This is a genomic window from Puia dinghuensis (genome assembly GCF_014642875.1).
Lineage (GTDB): Bacteria > Bacteroidota > Bacteroidia > Chitinophagales > Chitinophagaceae > Puia > Puia dinghuensis.
Map to the genome: position 1 here is coordinate 403,454 of NZ_BMJC01000006.1, position 17,234 is coordinate 420,687.

The following is a 17,234-nucleotide window of genomic DNA, read 5'->3' on the forward strand; positions in this document are numbered from 1 at the left end:
TTTTATTTAATACGAACGTTAGTAGGTTATACAAGTAGCATTAAGCCGCAAATACATTCAAGGATTCAAATGTATTAAATGATAATACGTCACTTGAATGCTGTAGAAAGCTTCAAGATCAGGTTAAAAAAATTATGCGGGAATTAAAACAGGCGCAGGCCTTCGATGAATGTGGAAAAGTGCGAATAGTGCTATAAGCACTGCAGGCAGTGAATTAGAAGTACTCATGTGTGTTAGTTTTGTGTTGGGTCTAAATTAGGGGAAGTTCCCTTATTAGCCAAAAAAATGTTAATTACATATCTGCTAAAATCTATATCCAATTATAAGGTGCGCGCATCGAACTTTCATATAATCACATACATACATGTAATTTCTTTTGCTAAAAAAGCTTAATATATTCTGTTTAATTTTCCAAATATTACCTTTGCGGCATGGAATTATTAGACGGAAAGATTGCTTCAAAGGCGATAAAGGATACCCTTACCTTAAAGGTTGCACAACTGATAGCAGAAGGAAAAAAGATACCCCACCTCGCGGCGGTATTGATCGGAAATAATGGCGCAAGTGAGACCTACGTAGGCGCAAAAGTTAAAGCCTGCGCCGAGATCGGTTACCGGTCGACCCTGGTGAAGCTGGAAGACACCATCAGTGAAAACCGGCTGCTCTCGGTGATCGAAGAGCTGAACAATGACCCGGATGTAGACGGCATCCTGGTGCAGTTGCCCCTGCCCAAGCATATATCAGATGAAAAGGTGATCGATGCCATCCACCCTTCCAAGGATGTGGACGGCTTCCATCCCGAGAATGTAGGCCGGTTGGTGCAAGGACTCCCTTCCTATATCCCCGCAACCCCGCACGGTATCCTGCTCCTGCTGGAGCACTATAAAATAGATACCCGGGGGATGCACGCCGTGGTAGTCGGGCGGAGCAACATCGTCGGCCGGCCGATGAGCATCCTGCTCAGCAGCAACACGAACCCGGGCAACTGCACGGTGACTATCTGCCACTCGCAGACCCGCAATATGGCCGAGCTCTGTCGTCAGGCCGATATCATCGTTGCGGCTCTTGGGAAGCCGGAGTTTATCACGGCTTCCATGGTGAAAAAGGGCGCTATTGTCATCGATGTCGGCATCACCCGGGTGCCCGACGCCACCAAGAAGAGCGGATTTGCCCTAAAGGGCGACGTCAAATTCGATGAAGTAGCCCCGCTTTGCAGTTATATTACCCCTGTTCCGGGCGGAGTGGGTCCGATGACCATCGCCGCCCTCATGAAAAATACACTCACGGCCTGTGAGGAGAGAAATGGAAATGAATAACATAGCCACCAGCCTGCCCGTCATGGAATCCTTTTATACCCTGCAGGGTGAAGGATTTCATCAGGGAAAGGCAGCGTTCTTCATCCGCCTGGGCGGTTGCGATGTCGGCTGTGTCTGGTGCGACGTAAAAGAAAGCTGGGATGCCGGCAAACACCCCCAGAGGGAGGTTTCAGCATTGGTGGCCGCCGCAAAAGAGCATCCGGGACGCATCGTTGTCATCACCGGCGGGGAGCCCCTGATGCATGATTGCTCTGAACTCACCCGGGAGCTACACCGGGCCGGGTTCGCCACGCATATCGAGACATCCGGCGCCTGGCCGTTAAGCGGAGAATGGGACTGGATCTGCCTTTCACCAAAGAAATTCAAGGCCCCGCTGCCGGAGATCGTCCCCCTGGCCAATGAATTGAAGGTTGTCATCTATAATAAGACAGACTTTTCCTGGGCCGAAGAGTGGGCTGCCCGGACGGCTGCCGGCTGCCGGCTGTTCCTGCAGCCGGAATGGAGCAAGTCAGCCACCATCACCCCCCTGATCATCGAGTATATCAAGGAAAACCCCCAATGGGAATTCTCGCTGCAATTGCACAAATACATCCATGTTCCATAATAATCCCTGCATGAAAAACCACATCATCCTCCTTTTTACAGCATTGCTGGCCGGCTTCCTGGCAAAGGCCCAGTACAACCCGGACAAAGTCAATAAAAAAGCTGTCCAGTTGTATTCCAAGGCGCTCGAACTGGCCTCGGGGGATGACTTCAAAGGCGGCATCGCCACCCTGCAAAAGGCTGTAGCCATCGACAAGAATTTCGAAGAGGCCTATCTTTCCATGGCCGGGATGTACGGTGAGCTAAAGGATTACCAGAATGCCATCGACAACTATGAAAAGGCGAAGGCCATTGACAGCGTCTTCTTTATGGATTACAACCTTCCCTATTCGATCAACCTGGCCGGAAAGGGGGATTTCAAAAAGGCATTGGATGCCGTAACTATTTTTCTCACCGTCACCGATCTCAACGATAAAAGCAGGAAAGCAGGGGAATACCGGCAAAAATGCTACCAGTTTGCCCTTGACTATGCAGCAAGCCATCCTGCCGGTGAATACAAATTCGAGCCGCACAACCTGGGCGACAGTATCAACAGCGAGGTCTCCGAATATTATCCCACCATCACCATCGATGGCAATAAGCTGATCTACACCCGCCGTGTCCATAATTACAACGAGGATTTCTACGAATCGGATAAGGTGGCCGGGGTCTGGCGCAAATCCATCAGTCTTCCCGGCCAGATCAATACCAACCAGAATGAAGGTGCACAGAACATCTCGCAGGATGGGCAGTGGCTCATCTTCACCGGGTGCAACTTCCCCGATGGCCATGGTAGCTGCGATCTCTACATCTCTTACCTGACGGCCGACGGCTGGAGCACGCCCGAAAACCTCGGGGACAGCATCAATACCGAAAACTGGGAATCCGCCCCTTCCTTGTCCCCTGACAAACGCGATCTTTATTTTGCCAGCCGTCAGCCCGATGGATATGGCGGAAGCGATCTGTATGTCAGTCACCGGCTGCTGAACGGTCACTGGAGCATCCCCGAAAATCTGGGACCGACGATCAACACCATCGGCGATGAAGGAACGCCATTTATCCACGCTGACAACCAAAGTCTGTATTTCACTTCCAGTGGCCATCCCGGCTATGGCGGAGACGATCTGTTCGTCACCCGCAAACTGCCCGGTGGAGGGTGGAGCAAACCGGAAAACCTGGGCTATCCGATAAATACCATCGAAAATGAAGGCAGCCTGGTCATCACCGCGGATGGAAAGACGGCCTATTATGCCAGCGACCGCGCCGACAGCCGGGGTGGCCTGGATATCTATTCCTTCGAGATGCGAGAAGACATCCAACCCGCACATACCACCTGGGTAAAGGGAAGGGTCTTCGACCGCAAGACAAACAAAGGCTTACCCTCCAGCGTCCTCCTGACCGATCTTTCTACCCGGGAAGTGGTGAGTAACTTACAGACGGATGAGACAGGCAACTACCTCATTACACTGCCCAGGGGCAAGGACTATGCTTTCAATGTCAACCGGAAAGGCTATCTCTTCTTCTCCGAGAATTTTGCCCTGGACAAGGATCAGGGTGACAGCGCTTACCACATCGATATCCCGCTGCAACCGCTGGAAGCCAACGCGGCCATCATCCTAAAGAATATCTTTTTCGAGACCAACAAATACGAGCTCAAGCCCGAGTCCGAGGCCGAGCTGAACGAAGTCGTGCAGCTGCTGAAAGACAACCCAACGCTTCACATCCAGATTAGCGGACATACGGATAATGTTGGTAAACCGGCGGACAATAAGGTCTTGTCGGAGAACAGGGCCAAGGCCGTGACCAATTATCTCACGACTAAAAGCATAGCAGCCGGAAGGTTATCCTTCAAAGGGTTCGGTGACAGCCAACCCGTCGCGGACAATGCTACGCCGGAAGGACGGGCCAAAAACCGGCGCACGGAATTAAATGTCATCAGCCGGTAGATATTTGCATTTGCTAAATTATTTGGGAAATTGTAATTTAGTGGGATGGAGACCCTATTGGAAAAAGAGATCGTATTTCCCGAAGCAGAAACCTTGTCGTCAGCAGAAGAGACCTTCCACCGGGTGGCACTGACACGAGTAGATGGTATCGGCGACGCCTATACGAAAAAATTGATCGCCCGTTTCGGCGATGCTGCCGCCGTTTTCCGCGCCAAACAAAAAGACCTGCTTTCATCAGGGGTGGATGAGGAAAAGGCATCTGCCATCCTTGGCTTTCGCGGCTTCGCAGCCGTGGAAGCCGAATTGCTGCAGTTGGAGAAAGAAGGGGTCCGGGTATTGTACCATACCGACCAGGACTATCCTCACCGGCTTAGAGATATTCCGGACTCCCCGCCCCTGCTCTTTTATAAAGGGAATGCCGATCTCAATGCAAAAAAAATAGTGGCTGTCATCGGCACCCGCAGTCCCAGCGACTATGGACGGCAGGTGACAGCGCAATTGATCAGGCAGTTGGAGCAATCCGGTATCCTCGTGGTCAGCGGGCTGGCGCTTGGCATCGACACAGCGGCACATAAGGCGGCATTGAACCATCATCTGCCTACCATCGGTGTACTCGGCCATGGATTTCGACACCTGTATCCGCCGGAAAACAAAACATTGGCGAAGGCGATGCTCCGGGAAGGCGGCCTGCTCACATCGTTTGCCTATAGCGACAAGCCCGACGGCTTTCGTTTCCCCGATCGCAACCGCATCGTTGCCGCCCTCTGCGATGCCGTGCTGGTCGTAGAGACCGCCCGACAAGGAGGCAGCCTCCTGACGGTCGGCGAGGCGCTGAAATACGGCCGTAAGGTCTTCACCGTCCCCGGCAGATTGACGGATCCGCGCAGCGCCGGTTGCAACTGGCTTTTACAGCAACGCCTGGCAGATGCGCTGATATCGGGCGAGCAGCTGGTGTCAACCATGGGTTGGGACTGGCCGGCGAATGGCGTAGGCATACAAGCTTCTTTGCCCTTTTCTTCACCCGACGACAGGAAAAAACCGGAAGACGGCCTGCTGGCCCTGTTGCAGGAGAAAGACAGCCTCTCCATCGATGAGCTTACTATGCAAAGTCAGCTGCCCCCTTCATCTATTGCCTTATTGCTGGTGAACCTGGAATTGCGGGGTCTGATCAGCGTTCTGCCGGGAAAGAGATACAGGCTCAACCAGCCCCTGATGCACGTCTGACGGGGGTTTCAGCACATGGCCGACAAAAATTTGGACCATACCATGTGCTTGCCTTACCTTTGCACATGGCAAGAATAAATTCTCCTGCCGGAAAGGCAGCATCCCCCACAAAATTTTTTGGCGACGGTCTCACTTTTGACGATGTGTTATTATTACCCGCATTTTCGCAGGTATTACCCCGCGAAGTAGACATCCGGAGCCAGCTTACCAAGGCGATCACTCTCAACATCCCCATGCTTTCCGCCGCGATGGACACCGTCACAGAGGCGAATCTTGCAATAGCCCTGGCCCGGGAAGGCGGCATCGGCATCCTGCACAAGAACATGAGCATCGAAAAACAGGTGGAGCAGGTGCGTAAAGTAAAAAGAAGCGAGAGCGGGCTGATCATCGACCCCATCACCCTCCATGAAGAAGCAACCATCGGCGATGCGCTCAGGCTGATGAAAGAGAATAAGATAGGTGGCATCCCCATCACCGACAATAATAAAGTATTAGTAGGCATCCTCACCAACCGCGACCTGCGTTTTGAAGACAACAAACGCCGGAAGGTGAGTGAAGTAATGACGACCAAAGAGAGATTAGTGACGGCGCCGGAAGGCACCGATCTGAAAAAAGCGGAGAAGATCCTGCAAAAATACAAGATCGAAAAGCTGCCGGTGGTGAACAAACAGGGCAAGCTCATCGGGCTCATCACCTACCGCGACATCCTGCAGTTGTCCAGCTGCCCCAATGCCGTCAAGGATTCCTATGGCCGCTTGCTTGTGGGGGCCGCATTAGGCATTACCAAAGACTTGTTGGATAGGGCCAGTGCGCTTCAGCAAATAGGCGTAGATGTAGTAACCCTGGACAGCGCCCACGGACATCACATTGGGGTCATCAACGCTTTGAAATCGTTGAAAAAATCCTTTAAGAATCTCCAGGTCATCGCGGGTAACATCGGCACGGCATCGGGAGCCAAAGCCCTCGCCGACGCAGGCGCCGATGCTGTAAAGGTCGGCATCGGCCCCGGCTCCATCTGTACGACGAGGATCGTCGCCGGCGCCGGGGTGCCCCAGATAACAGCCGTTATGGAAGCGGCATCGGCACTCCATTCCCGGAATATACCCGTCATCGCCGATGGCGGCATCCGCTACACCGGTGACATGGTAAAGGCCCTGGCGGCCGGCGCCAATGTCGTGATGATGGGTAGCGTATTCGCCGGGGTGGAAGAAAGTCCCGGGGAAACGATCATCTATGAAGGCAGAAAGTTCAAGCAATACCGGGGCATGGGTTCCATCGGCGCGATGACCCAGGGCAGCAGCGATCGCTATTTCCAGGACGTGGAAGATGATATCAAGAAGCTGGTGCCGGAAGGCATCGAAGGCCGGGTGGCTTTCAAAGGCAGCCTGTCGGAAGTCGTTCAGCAATATGTCGGTGGCCTGAGAGCAGGTATGGGTTACTGTGGCGCCAAGGACATCAAAACATTACAACAACAATCCCAATTTATCAAGATCACCAACGCCGGCATGAAAGAGAGCCACGCACATGATGTAGAGATCACGAGGGAAGCGCCGAATTACAGCCGGTAAAACCGCTGCCGCCTTCGGCGGCAGTATAAACAGATGTCGCTTGAAACGAATCCATCCCCTCCCACTGTCGGTGCTCACTGGTCTTTTGCTTTTTGCTGCCTGGCCGGTGTCTCCCCTTACCTTCCTGGTCTTTGTCGCTTTCCTTCCACTGTTGTGGCTCGAGCGGCAAGGTGTCAAGGGAAAACATTTCTTCGGCTGGGTATATATCGCCATGCTCACCTGGAATGTCGCCGCCACCTGGTGGGTATGGAATGCAACGGGCCCCGGCGCCATAGGAGCTTTTCTGGCCAACAGTCTGCTCATGTGCCTGCCCTGGCTTGGTTTCCACGCCGTTCGGCGAAGGATGGGGAATACCGCGGGCTATCTCTCGCTCATCGTCTTCTGGCTCAGCTTCGAATATCTTCATCTGCAAAACTGGGGGCTCAGCTGGCCCTGGCTGACGCTGGGCAACGTATTTGCCGCCCGTCCGGGATGGGTGCAATGGTATGAATACACGGGAACCAGCGGTGGCGGCCTCTGGGTGCTGACGATGAATATCCTGCTTTTCCTGCTGGCCTGGGATTGGTTTCACCACCGGAAGCTGGTGGTGCGCCGGGCCCTGGTGGCGCTGGGTGTCCTGGTCGTGCCACTGGGCCTGTCGCTGCTGCTAACACCGGCGCCGCCGGATAAGATGCCAGCCGGCAATGTCGTCATCATCCAACCCAATATCGATCCCTACGACAAGATCCTCACCGGCAGCTTCGATGCGCAATTACAGCGGCTGATTCGCCTCAGCGATTCGACTATCGACAGCAATACGGTGCTCGTGGTCTGGCCGGAAACGGCGTTGTACAACGAACGCGGGTTCGAAGAAGATAGCCTGAAGAAAAACTTTTTCCTAAAACCGCTGTGGGCATTCCTCCACCGGCATCCCCGCATCAACCTGCTGACGGGTATCGAAAGCTTCAGGATTTTCGACTATAAACATTCGTCCACCGCCATGAAGATACCGGACACCGATAAATTTTACGAAAGCTATAATGCGGCTGCACTGATGGACAGCTCGGGACCGGTGGCTTTTTACCATAAATCGAGGCTGGTGCCGGGAGCAGAGAGTCTTCCGCCCTTCCTGCATTTCATGGTACCTTTGTTCGAGAAATTCGGCGCCACCGAAGAAGGGTATACGGGTCAGGCGGATAGGTCAGTGTTTCATACCACCGATGGCCGCTACGGCATCGCGCCCGCCATCTGTTATGAAAGCATCTATGGCGAATTTATGTCGCGTTACGTACATAACGGGGCGAATATTATGGCCGTTATTACCAATGACGGCTGGTGGGGCGATACCCCGGGTTACAAACAACATGAAAGCTACGCCCGGCTGCGCGCAATAGAAACCCGGCGTTTTGTCATTCGCAGTGCTAATACCGGGGTCTCCTGTATCATCGAGCCGGACGGGCAGATCATCGAATCCCGCCCCTGGGCTAAAGTCGCTTCTATCCGGCGCCCCATCCCGACGGAAACAGGCCAGACCTTTTACACCCTGTGTGGAGATTGCATCTCCAGGATTGCGCTTGCACTTGCCTTATTGTTCTTTGGCTGGAATATCATCACGATCATCAAAACAAGAACCAGTCGTGGATAAGACCATCACCAATGAAGGAAGAAAGCTGTTTTACCGTGAAGAAGGAAGCGGGCAGCCGGTGTTATTGCTGCACGGCTTCGCCGAAGACGGAAAACTATGGGACCCCATCATCCCTCGGTTAAAAACAGGCTACCGGCTACTGATACCCGATCTCCCGGGTAGCGGCCGGTCTACCCTTCTCCCTGGAGAACCATCCATCGACGCCCTGGCCGAGTCAATAAAAATACTGATCGACGCGGAAGGCATCGACAAATGCATCCTCATCGGTCATAGCATGGGAGGTTATATCTCGCTTTCCTTTGCAGAGCAATATCCACAGCGGTTGAAGGCCTTTGGGCTCTTTCATTCGACGGCCTATGCGGACAGTGAAGAAAAGAAGGCGGCTCGGCGCAAAGGCATCGGGTTTATCCGGCAACATGGGGCGGCGCCTTTTGTCCGGCAATCGACCCCCAATCTCTTTGCCCCCGGGACAAGAGAGAGCCGGCCACAACTGATAGAAGATATCATCCGCAGCTATTCGGGGTTTTCTGCTGAATCGCTCGTCTATTACTATGAAGCTATGATCCAGCGGCCCGACCGGACCCGCGTATTACAACAATTTGCGGGTGCCATCCTCTTCATCATCGGAGAAAAAGACCAGGCCGTACCCTATGAAAGCTCCCTGAAACAATGCCATGAGCCCACGATAGCGCATATTCATATTCTGGAAAATGCAGGGCATATGGGCATGCTGGAAGAACCGGAGGACAGCGGCAACAGCGTGGAATCTTTTTTAAACTTCGTATACACATGAACAGGACCATCTTTATCACCGGCGCTACGTCGGGCTTTGGCCAGGCCTGCGCCCGGAAATTTGCCGCCGGCGGCGATCATCTCATTATTACGGGAAGACGGAAAGACAGGCTGGAAGCGCTGAAACAGGAATTGGAAGACCGCTCAGGCATCCAGGTGATGCCGCTGGTATTCGACGTGCAAGACCGGAGTGCGGTATTCGCAGCCGTAGCGACCTTGCCCGAAGCCTGGCGCAGGGTCGATATCCTTATCAACAATGCCGGGCTGGCGCTGGGCAGGGACTTCTTCGAAGAAGCCAGTCTCGAGGACTGGGACACCATGATCGATACCAACGTCAAAGGCCTGCTTTATGTATCAAAAGCCGTATTGCCGCTGATGATACCCGTCGGCAATGCGCACATCATCAACCTGGGCAGCGTAGCCGGCAAGGAAGTATATGAAAAAGGCAATGCGTACTGTGGCAGTAAGTTTGCCGTCGACGCCATCTCGAGATCTATGCGCATCGACCTGTTGCGGCATGGGATAAAGGTGACGGCTATTCACCCGGGGGCGGCAGAGACGGAATTCTCCAACGTCCGGTTCAAAGGCGACGAAAGCCAGGCAAAAAAGATCTATGAAGGCTATACGCCGCTTTCTGCGGAAGATGTAGCCGATGTGATACACTACTGTGCCAGCCTTCCGCCGCATGTTTGTATCAACGACCTGGTGCTGACCTGTACGGCACAGGCAGATGCGATCTACTTTTATAAGAAGTCCTAGGGAGCAAGCGATATCCGGATATGTATCCCCCCCTTGGTCGTGACGATCGGCGGAGTAGTGGATATCTTGGGCGTCGTTCGCATCTGATCGAAGTAAAAACTCAGGTTGATGCGGTTATTCAGCACATAATCCACCGTCGGCCCGATGTGCACCACCGTCTGCCCGCCCGTCGGCAGCGAAGCATTCTGATCGAGATAGCTGCTGGACATAGCGTCATCCCGGACGCTGACCGTTAACTTCACGATAAGATCATTTGACCCTTTCTGTGCATTGATACTTCCCGGCGGGCCGGCGGGTGGGGTTTTCCCATTACCCGGAACCTTCCAGCCAAAGGGGAGCCCCACATTCTTCTTCCGGTAGCCCAGCGTAACACTCAGTTCGGAAGAATGGGTCTCACTCAGCTGAAAATCGACGAGGCTGAGACTCAACTGTCGTGATCGGCTATAGCTGGCCGCAGCCGTCATCAGGTTGACAAATTGCATATCCACGCCCAGCAGCGGAGAGAATTGCTCGGAGATGGTGATGTTGGGAACCTGGAAATAAGGAACAAAATTCCCCGTAAGCGTATCGATAAACCCGGGTTGGCCGTACCGGGACGGATCGCTATAGTTGAGGTTCGAGTTGAAGCTGTTCATGCTCAGGTTGCCCGTATAGGCATTCGTGAGGTTAAAACTGGTAAAGATGCGGCTAAACCAGGGCAACCGGCTCAGGCCATTGTAAGTGATATGCCAATTAGGTTTGGGCAGATAACCCGAGAAGGGATTCGTGGTCACGTTACCGCCTTTCTCATTGATAAGGGCTACCGTAGTGGGGCTCTTACCTGTGTAGGCCGCGATAAAGGCAGGTATCAGTACATCCTGTGCATACCGGCCATAGCCTACTGCGTAGCCGTCGCTCCCCAATAACCCGCCTGTGTAGGGATTGATGGCCCCCAATCGCGAGGAAATAATGGCGCGATAGTTCTCGAACCGATGGAAAGTTTCGGAGATCTGGTCGGGCCGGTAATGTTCAAAAAGCGTCTTATAGGAGATGAAGCTGATGTTAAACGTGCCCGCGATGTATGGATTCAGGCGGGCGTACCCGGTCCCGCCGATGGTATCCTTATATAGTTCGGAATAGTTTTGACCAAAGGTCTTATCGATGTTGATCGAGATACGGAGATCGCGCACGGGCTCCAGCGTAGCGGATGCCGAGATTTTTTGCGTATAGCTGATGAGGTTCTGATTATTAAGCGCGCTGTCCGTCGAGATGAGATGCCGCTTGCCGAGCTTATTGATAAAGTTGGTATCGGCCCGCTTGCCGAAGACATAGGCCCAGCCGGGCTCCATCGAATGGAAGTTCATCCCCAGCGCCCTGGTGCTGTCGAGGAAACCGTAGATGGTGGATCCGCTGTTATCCGCATAGTTAAACGTAATGTGTTTTAAAGAAGTAAGGAGCTTCACCAACGCCTTTGGTACGCCGGTGAGCGCGGCTGTCTGCGGTGGTGTACCCGTATTCCTGCGCGCCGTATCAGGCACCTGCCGCCCGCCCACCATTATCGTCCGCGGAGGCGGCTGGTCGAGACCACGCAGCAGTTTCCATTTGCTATACAGCCGGGTGAAGTCCAGGTCGGCGAGAATAGTCCTTTGCTGCGTGTTCGCCAGTGTATTCCCAAGGGCATGGGCCGCAGGCAGCAGTGAAGCCCCCGTCCAGGTATAAGTAGCCGAGTATCCGGCCTTGATGGTCGTCCAGTCCAGCATCGGGAGCTTGCTGGTTGGGAGGGTATACGTGATGTTCGTATTCTGGTTATACAATATGGTACGACCGCCCTTCCAGAAATGCTGCCACATCTGGTGGCGTCCCTGTTTACTCAGCCTTCCGGTGTCCTCATCCACCCAGGCCCTATTGGTCGCCGTGAAATCCAACGCCAATGACTTGGTAAGATCCCATCGCAGGGTATAAAGCCTGTCGAAGGTGAAGAACTTATTAAAGCTCTCCGGCAGGATATCCGGCCCGCCGATGTTTCGCGAACGATAGGCGCCGAACTGCCGGTTGACATTGGCCTGGAAGCCCAGCACGGTCGGCATGGGATTGAAGTTAAAATCCCTGACAAGGCCCAGCCAGGGCGACCTGGACTTGATCATCTTCCGGAAGGGTGTGATGAACTTCGCCGTACGGGTATAGTTATACGCCAGGATGGCCTTGTGCACGATGAGCTCATCCTCCGAGGCCAACGGGCTATGGTGCTCGCTCCTGCTGTAGGAATAGCTGACATTGACATTCTCGATACTCCAGACCTTTAACTTCTTATTGGAGGTGTTGTTCTTATGGACATTGGTGAAATTCACCGTCTGGACGGTAGTCTGGTCGATCGCCTGTTTGCGAATGGAATCCTTTTGAGCAGCCGGCGCCGCGTTGATCTTATCCTTCAATTTGATATCCAGGTCGAAGGGGTCGTATTCCGGCGTGCTGGTCTGCTTTGTCACCCCCGCATATATCGGGATGGAGATGGCCGCTTTCTTTGGCAGCAATTTGCCTGCGTCGATATTGATCGCGGCATCCACTTCCGCATTGTTGTCCAACGATCGCTGGTTGGTGCTCTGGTCGATGGTACCCCAGCCGGCGGATTTGTTGCTGCCCGATACGGTGAGCGTACCAAGGTCGGCTAATTTCACATCAACCTTGCCGACGGCGGCCCAGCCCCCCTTCTCGCTGATATCGGTGAGCCGCAGCTCGTTGAACCATACTTCCGTACACACCGTCGTCCGGTTGACATTCTGGACACCCAGGAAAAAGGCCTGGATGGCGCCCAGGTTGGGATTACCCAATACGGCATACGATCGCCCGTCTGCATCCGTCTCTTTATAATAGGTGTTAGTAGAGCCCTTGTTATTCCGGTCTACTTTCAGCTGGATGAGCCGGCCGAGATTCAGGTTAAGGTTATTACCCGAGGGCCAGACCTCATCCGCCGTCGCTTTGAGTTTCCATTGTGTTACATGAATGGGCACACGTATCTCATAGTAATTGCTGACAAAGTCGCTGCCCAGCCTGACGACATACGACATATCGAAGTCATTCACCGTACCCTGGACGACGGCTTCCGCATGCACGAACATGTCCATCGTTCCATAACGCCGAAGGTCGAGGTTGGTGGTCTTGTATACGCCGCGAACGTCTCCTTGCGCCAGGTTGCAGATCTGCAGGCTCATGGCCTGTTCGTTCAGCAGGAGGTTGACGTTGTTGTTGCTCAGCTCTTGCTGGCGGACGACGCCGGGGGGGCTGACATAATTGATAGGCTGACGCGAGCTGTTCTGTTCGATGTTCACCGCTGTCACGTTAAAGCTCGTATTGCTGGTGGGCAACAGGGTCATATTCCCTGTCGTATCGACCTTGTAGGCGAAACTTCTCCAGGAATTCCGCACCAGTTGCAGCTGGGCAAAGCGGAGAACAACCGAATCCGACCAGCCCGTCATATACATCCGGATAAACTGAATGGACCTGAAATCGGGCATATTACCCACGTTTTGGTAATACTCCGCCAGCGGAATGGTCATCTGGTACCAGGTTTGCGGGGCGCCGCCTCCACTGGGGGTGAAATTCACCGAGTCGGTGATGAAGTTATATCCCTGGCTCTTTCCAAGGCTGTCCGGCGTCATGTTGACCTTGTACTCGAAATATTGTTCAAGCGTATTCATCGTATTATCCTTGTTCAGGTCTTCCTGATCGGGATAGAGCGTATAGGCCGAGATCGTTGTCTGGCCGGCGGTTGCGATGGGAGAGTTGCCCTGCGGGTTGTTGATGTTCTTATACCGGCCAAGTATACCTGTTTTTGAAGCGTCATAACTGGCGTCGCGGTAGTTGAGAAAGTTGTCGTTGGATGGGTCGTTCTGCGCATTCAGGTAGGCCTGGGACCCTGTTCCGATCGTGGCGCCGAGGGCTTGCAGATAGCGGGCGTACTTTTGCTGTTCTTCCTGGTCAGTCATTCCATCCAGCCCCACGTCCTGGTATGGCCGGTCGGCGGCATTGTTGCTGAAGGCAGTGGTCACCTGGATGGGATTGGCCGGCACCCTGCCCCAGACGGAGCTGCTGTCTATCTCTGCAGTGATGTTGGGGGTGTTGAGCCCATTCTCGAACTCTTTCTTGCCATCCTTCAGGATATCTTCCGAAATGCTGCCGAGGTCGACGTACAGCTGTCCCCCTGTCGAGTTTCCTACCCCACTAAGCGTCTTGGCAAAGGGGCTCAGCACCCAGAACTGGAGGACTTCGATGTTGGCCGTCTCGAAATCCGTCTGATCGAGGGCGCGCATGATCCCACCCCAGCGTTTCTTCGGGTTGTTCAGTTTGCCGTTGGGCGCTATGCTGCCGGGTCGGGCATCGAAGTTGTAAGGCCCCCTGTCAGTCGGATAGTAAGCCATATCGAAAGTCACCAATTGCGCCTGGCCGGTCTGCACGGTCTGCTGGGGAAAGAGTTGTTGTACCTGCAGCGGGGCGACACGGGGATCCTGCAGGACATTTCCAAGACTTGCTACCGGATTATTGGGATTACTGGGATCCTGTAAGGTAGGCTCGATATTATACCAGGCAAGCTTGGCGCGGTTGAAGCCATAGTCGAGGGAGTCGCTGAGATTCCCTTCCGGGAACAGAGGGGGATAAGTGCTGGTAGAGCCAATCGGGACAGCCGGCGTGGAAGCCAGTGCCCAGCTTGTCAGCGGGAAGCGCAGGTCTATCGCGCTGGTGCTGCCTTCGAAGTCATCGATATAAACCGCCCCGCTGTTGCCGCTGCCGATCTGCGGCGGATGTCCGGGTTTCAGTATGGCTCCTTCACCATAGGCATTGATAGTACTCATCTCCTTGGTGGAATAGAAAGGCAGCTTATCGAGCAGGCGGGTGAGTTGCGGTAATTGCCCGCGGTAGTTGATATCCGTGCCGTACATGGAGTTACGGATGGGATCCTCGCCGTAGTCGGTCTTGCTGAAGAAGGGGCGTTCGTTAAGCCGTTCGAAGGTGGCGCCGATGTTAAGTGACTCCGTCGCGGTGCTCTTGGCAAGATAATCCAGCCGGACACCCATAAAGCTCCTTTGCTGCAACCCGAAGTTGGCGTTGTTTTCATAGGAGACGTTGACGGGTACGCCCGAATTGATGATGGCCTGGTTGATGATCTGCACTTGCCCAAGATTGTAATCAACCACATAGTCGACATTTTCTCTCAGCGTCTGACCGCCGGCGGTGACCACGACGGAGCCCGGTGGAACATTGTAAGCATTCAGAGAAAGAGTGGACGCGGATTGTCCCTTGGCAGTGCCATTTAGCACATAGCGGTCGACGTTGGCAAAGGTCTGCGCCACCGCCTTTATCGTATCGTACAATTGATAAAATACATACTTGTTCTTCAATGACTGCGGCGCCCCGGCAAAAGCAAGGGTGTCGAGGTCGCGTCCAAAGGGTTCCAGGACGGGGAAGATGATACGGCCCTGGTTGGAAATGACAGTGAGGCCTTCGATATAGTCGAATATTCCATCCGCACCGGGGTCGTTGTGCGCGTTCAACCGGTCGAGGCCCAGGACGGTAAGCAGGGGAAGGTTAGCCTTTGGCCCCTCAGGCAGGTAGCGCTTGGTGCCCTTGCTGGGTTCGTCATAGTTGACATTAAACTGGAAGCCCTGCTGCTGGATATTCGCCAGGTAGCTGCCGCCGGGCGTCTTCAGGGAGTAGACGTTCTTCATCATCAGATTCCAGAGGGGCAGGTTGGTCCGCTGGGACGTGGCTTTCAGCAATTTGAGATACAAGACCTTGGAAGCTCCGCCCCCTGTCCCTGCCGTTGTATCGGGAGGCACATCGGTGGAGAACTCTCCCACTTGATAGATATGTCCGTTATAGCTATACTGGTAGGCCACCGCCAGGACATCATTGGCCTGAAGGGTCTGATTAACAGAGATAAAGCCTACCTGCGGGTTGAAATAATAATCCGTGGCATTCAGTTTCCGGGCATAGACGATCTCGAAATCCTGCACCTGCGTCAGTCCCAGGGAATTGAGTTTATTGGCCGCCGAGGTCGGGCTCCGGCTTGTTGGGTCATTGATAATGCTGCGGTATTCGGTATTGGCGTCATTGTACGGAAGCCCTGTCGTGCCGGTACCGCGGCCGATGCGGTTGTTGTAAGGTGATGGTTCCCCTAGATCCATCAGACCCACGATCTGCCGGGAACCCGTGTCCACCCCATTACGATTCGTCACCCAGACCTCGATACGTAGAATCTGAACCTGGGAACTGACGAGAGGGAGGGTGGACATCGCAGTGTTGTAATTATTCCGGAAGTACTGCGCCAGCAGGAAGTGCCGGTTTTCGTCATAGTCATCCGCCTTGAAGGAAAAGGAGGTCACCTGCGCCCCACCCTGGGAGGATACAGTCTGTTTCTGCGAGCGCTGGTTGGCAAGAACAGCGGTGACGGACAATTTCCCAAACTGCATCCTGGTCTTGATACCAAACAGTGACTGGGCTCCTGTCATCAGGGTGCTGGGGGTGGTGAAGGAGACATTGCCCGCTTCCACCTTTTTAATGATCTCGTCGGGCCCGCCGGTATAGTCCAGTTTCAGCTGGTTTTCAAAATCAAAATTTGCTAAAGTATTATAGCTGATCGGCAGTTTCAGCTTGTCCCCGATGTTTCCCACCACCTGGAGGTTGGCGTTCTCGTTGAAGTCAAAGCCGCCGGTGCGTCTCGCGCTTTCGGGCAGGGTGGGGTTCTGGATATTCTGCCCCATATAGCCGGCGGTGATGTCCACATTTCCCTGCGGCCTGATATCGATCTTGCCATTCCCAAAGATGCGGTTGAAGAGATTGTCGCTGACGGATAGCTTTGGCCGCAACAACCTCCGGTTCAGGGCGTCAAGGGCGTCGGCGCGCTTCCGGAAATAATCATTCTCGGCCGAATCCCCCGACATTTTCATCATCTCTTCGAAAGTAAGATAGGTTGGTTTTCTATAATATTGATTACCAACCTTTTCTATGATGTAGTATTGATTGGTCGCCGGGTCATACACGATGGAGTCGCGCAGATTGGAGGGGTCTTTGAGATCGAAGGGATTGTTATTGGGATAAGAGAAGCGGTCGCCGCGGCGATCGTGGATGGGGAAGCGAAGGCTGTCGCCGGGTCGGGCTGTATCGGGGATGCGGCGGACGGAATCCCGCTGACGGCGGATGGAGTCGGCTGCCCTTCTCATCAGGCTCATGTAGTAATCGGCGCTGAGGCCTACGGTATCCGTCCGGTGCGCGATGGTATCTTTCCGCCCTCCCGGCGCCGTTGTATCACGTTGTTGCTGAAACGGATGGGCGGAAACAGTTGTAGAAAACACAACTGAAACAGCTGTCAACACTACCGTTGCCAGAATCAACAGAAACAAATGCCGGGTCAATCTTTCCTCAAGAATTAGTTAGGTAGAGTTGCACCAAT

Annotated in this window: 9 protein-coding genes; 8 read left to right on the forward strand and 1 reads right to left on the reverse strand. The window is 53.9% G+C overall.

Annotation, left to right across the window (positions count from 1 at the left end; all coding sequences use genetic code 11):
• Positions 1 to 431: 431 nt before the first annotated feature.
• The 8 genes from folD to IEY39_RS26965 all read left to right on the forward strand — a co-directional run bounded on the left by folD (position 432) and on the right by IEY39_RS26965 (position 9,811).
• The gene (gene folD / locus IEY39_RS26930; protein ID WP_188937482.1) at positions 432 to 1,316 is read left to right on the forward strand and encodes a bifunctional methylenetetrahydrofolate dehydrogenase/methenyltetrahydrofolate cyclohydrolase FolD; all 885 of its coding nucleotides are present in this window, start codon (positions 432 to 434) and stop codon (positions 1,314 to 1,316) included.
• Positions 1,309 to 1,920, forward strand: a complete 612-nt coding sequence (locus IEY39_RS26935) for a 7-carboxy-7-deazaguanine synthase QueE (protein WP_229689110.1) — start codon at positions 1,309 to 1,311, stop codon at positions 1,918 to 1,920. Before folD ends, IEY39_RS26935 begins: the two co-directional genes overlap by 8 nt.
• 10 nt (positions 1,921 to 1,930) lie before the next feature.
• Positions 1,931 to 3,844, forward strand: coding sequence for an OmpA family protein (locus IEY39_RS26940; RefSeq protein ID WP_188937484.1), 1,914 nt, complete (start codon positions 1,931 to 1,933; stop codon positions 3,842 to 3,844).
• Between the two features lie 45 nt (positions 3,845 to 3,889).
• On the forward strand, positions 3,890 to 5,068 hold the full coding sequence (gene dprA, locus IEY39_RS26945; RefSeq protein WP_188937488.1) for a DNA-processing protein DprA: 1,179 nt from the start codon (positions 3,890 to 3,892) through the stop codon (positions 5,066 to 5,068).
• A 65-nt stretch (positions 5,069 to 5,133) separates the two neighbouring features.
• On the forward strand, positions 5,134 to 6,636 hold the full coding sequence (gene guaB / locus IEY39_RS26950) for an IMP dehydrogenase (RefSeq protein WP_188937490.1): 1,503 nt from the start codon (positions 5,134 to 5,136) through the stop codon (positions 6,634 to 6,636).
• A gap of 40 nt (positions 6,637 to 6,676) precedes the next feature.
• Positions 6,677 to 8,260, forward strand: coding sequence for an apolipoprotein N-acyltransferase (gene lnt, locus IEY39_RS26955; RefSeq protein WP_188937492.1), 1,584 nt, complete (start codon positions 6,677 to 6,679; stop codon positions 8,258 to 8,260).
• The gene (locus tag IEY39_RS26960) at positions 8,253 to 9,053 is read left to right on the forward strand and encodes an alpha/beta fold hydrolase (RefSeq protein WP_188937493.1); all 801 of its coding nucleotides are present in this window, start codon (positions 8,253 to 8,255) and stop codon (positions 9,051 to 9,053) included. The genes lnt and IEY39_RS26960 overlap by 8 nt, the downstream gene beginning before the upstream one ends.
• The gene (locus IEY39_RS26965; RefSeq protein ID WP_188937494.1) at positions 9,050 to 9,811 is read left to right on the forward strand and encodes an SDR family NAD(P)-dependent oxidoreductase; all 762 of its coding nucleotides are present in this window, start codon (positions 9,050 to 9,052) and stop codon (positions 9,809 to 9,811) included. The genes IEY39_RS26960 and IEY39_RS26965 overlap by 4 nt, the downstream gene beginning before the upstream one ends.
• Here the strand turns inward: IEY39_RS26965 and sov are convergent.
• The gene (gene sov, locus IEY39_RS26970; RefSeq protein ID WP_229689111.1) at positions 9,808 to 17,136 is read right to left on the reverse strand and encodes a T9SS outer membrane translocon Sov/SprA; all 7,329 of its coding nucleotides are present in this window, start codon (positions 17,134 to 17,136) and stop codon (positions 9,808 to 9,810) included. The genes IEY39_RS26965 and sov overlap by 4 nt on opposite strands.
• Positions 17,137 to 17,234 lie beyond the last annotated feature (98 nt).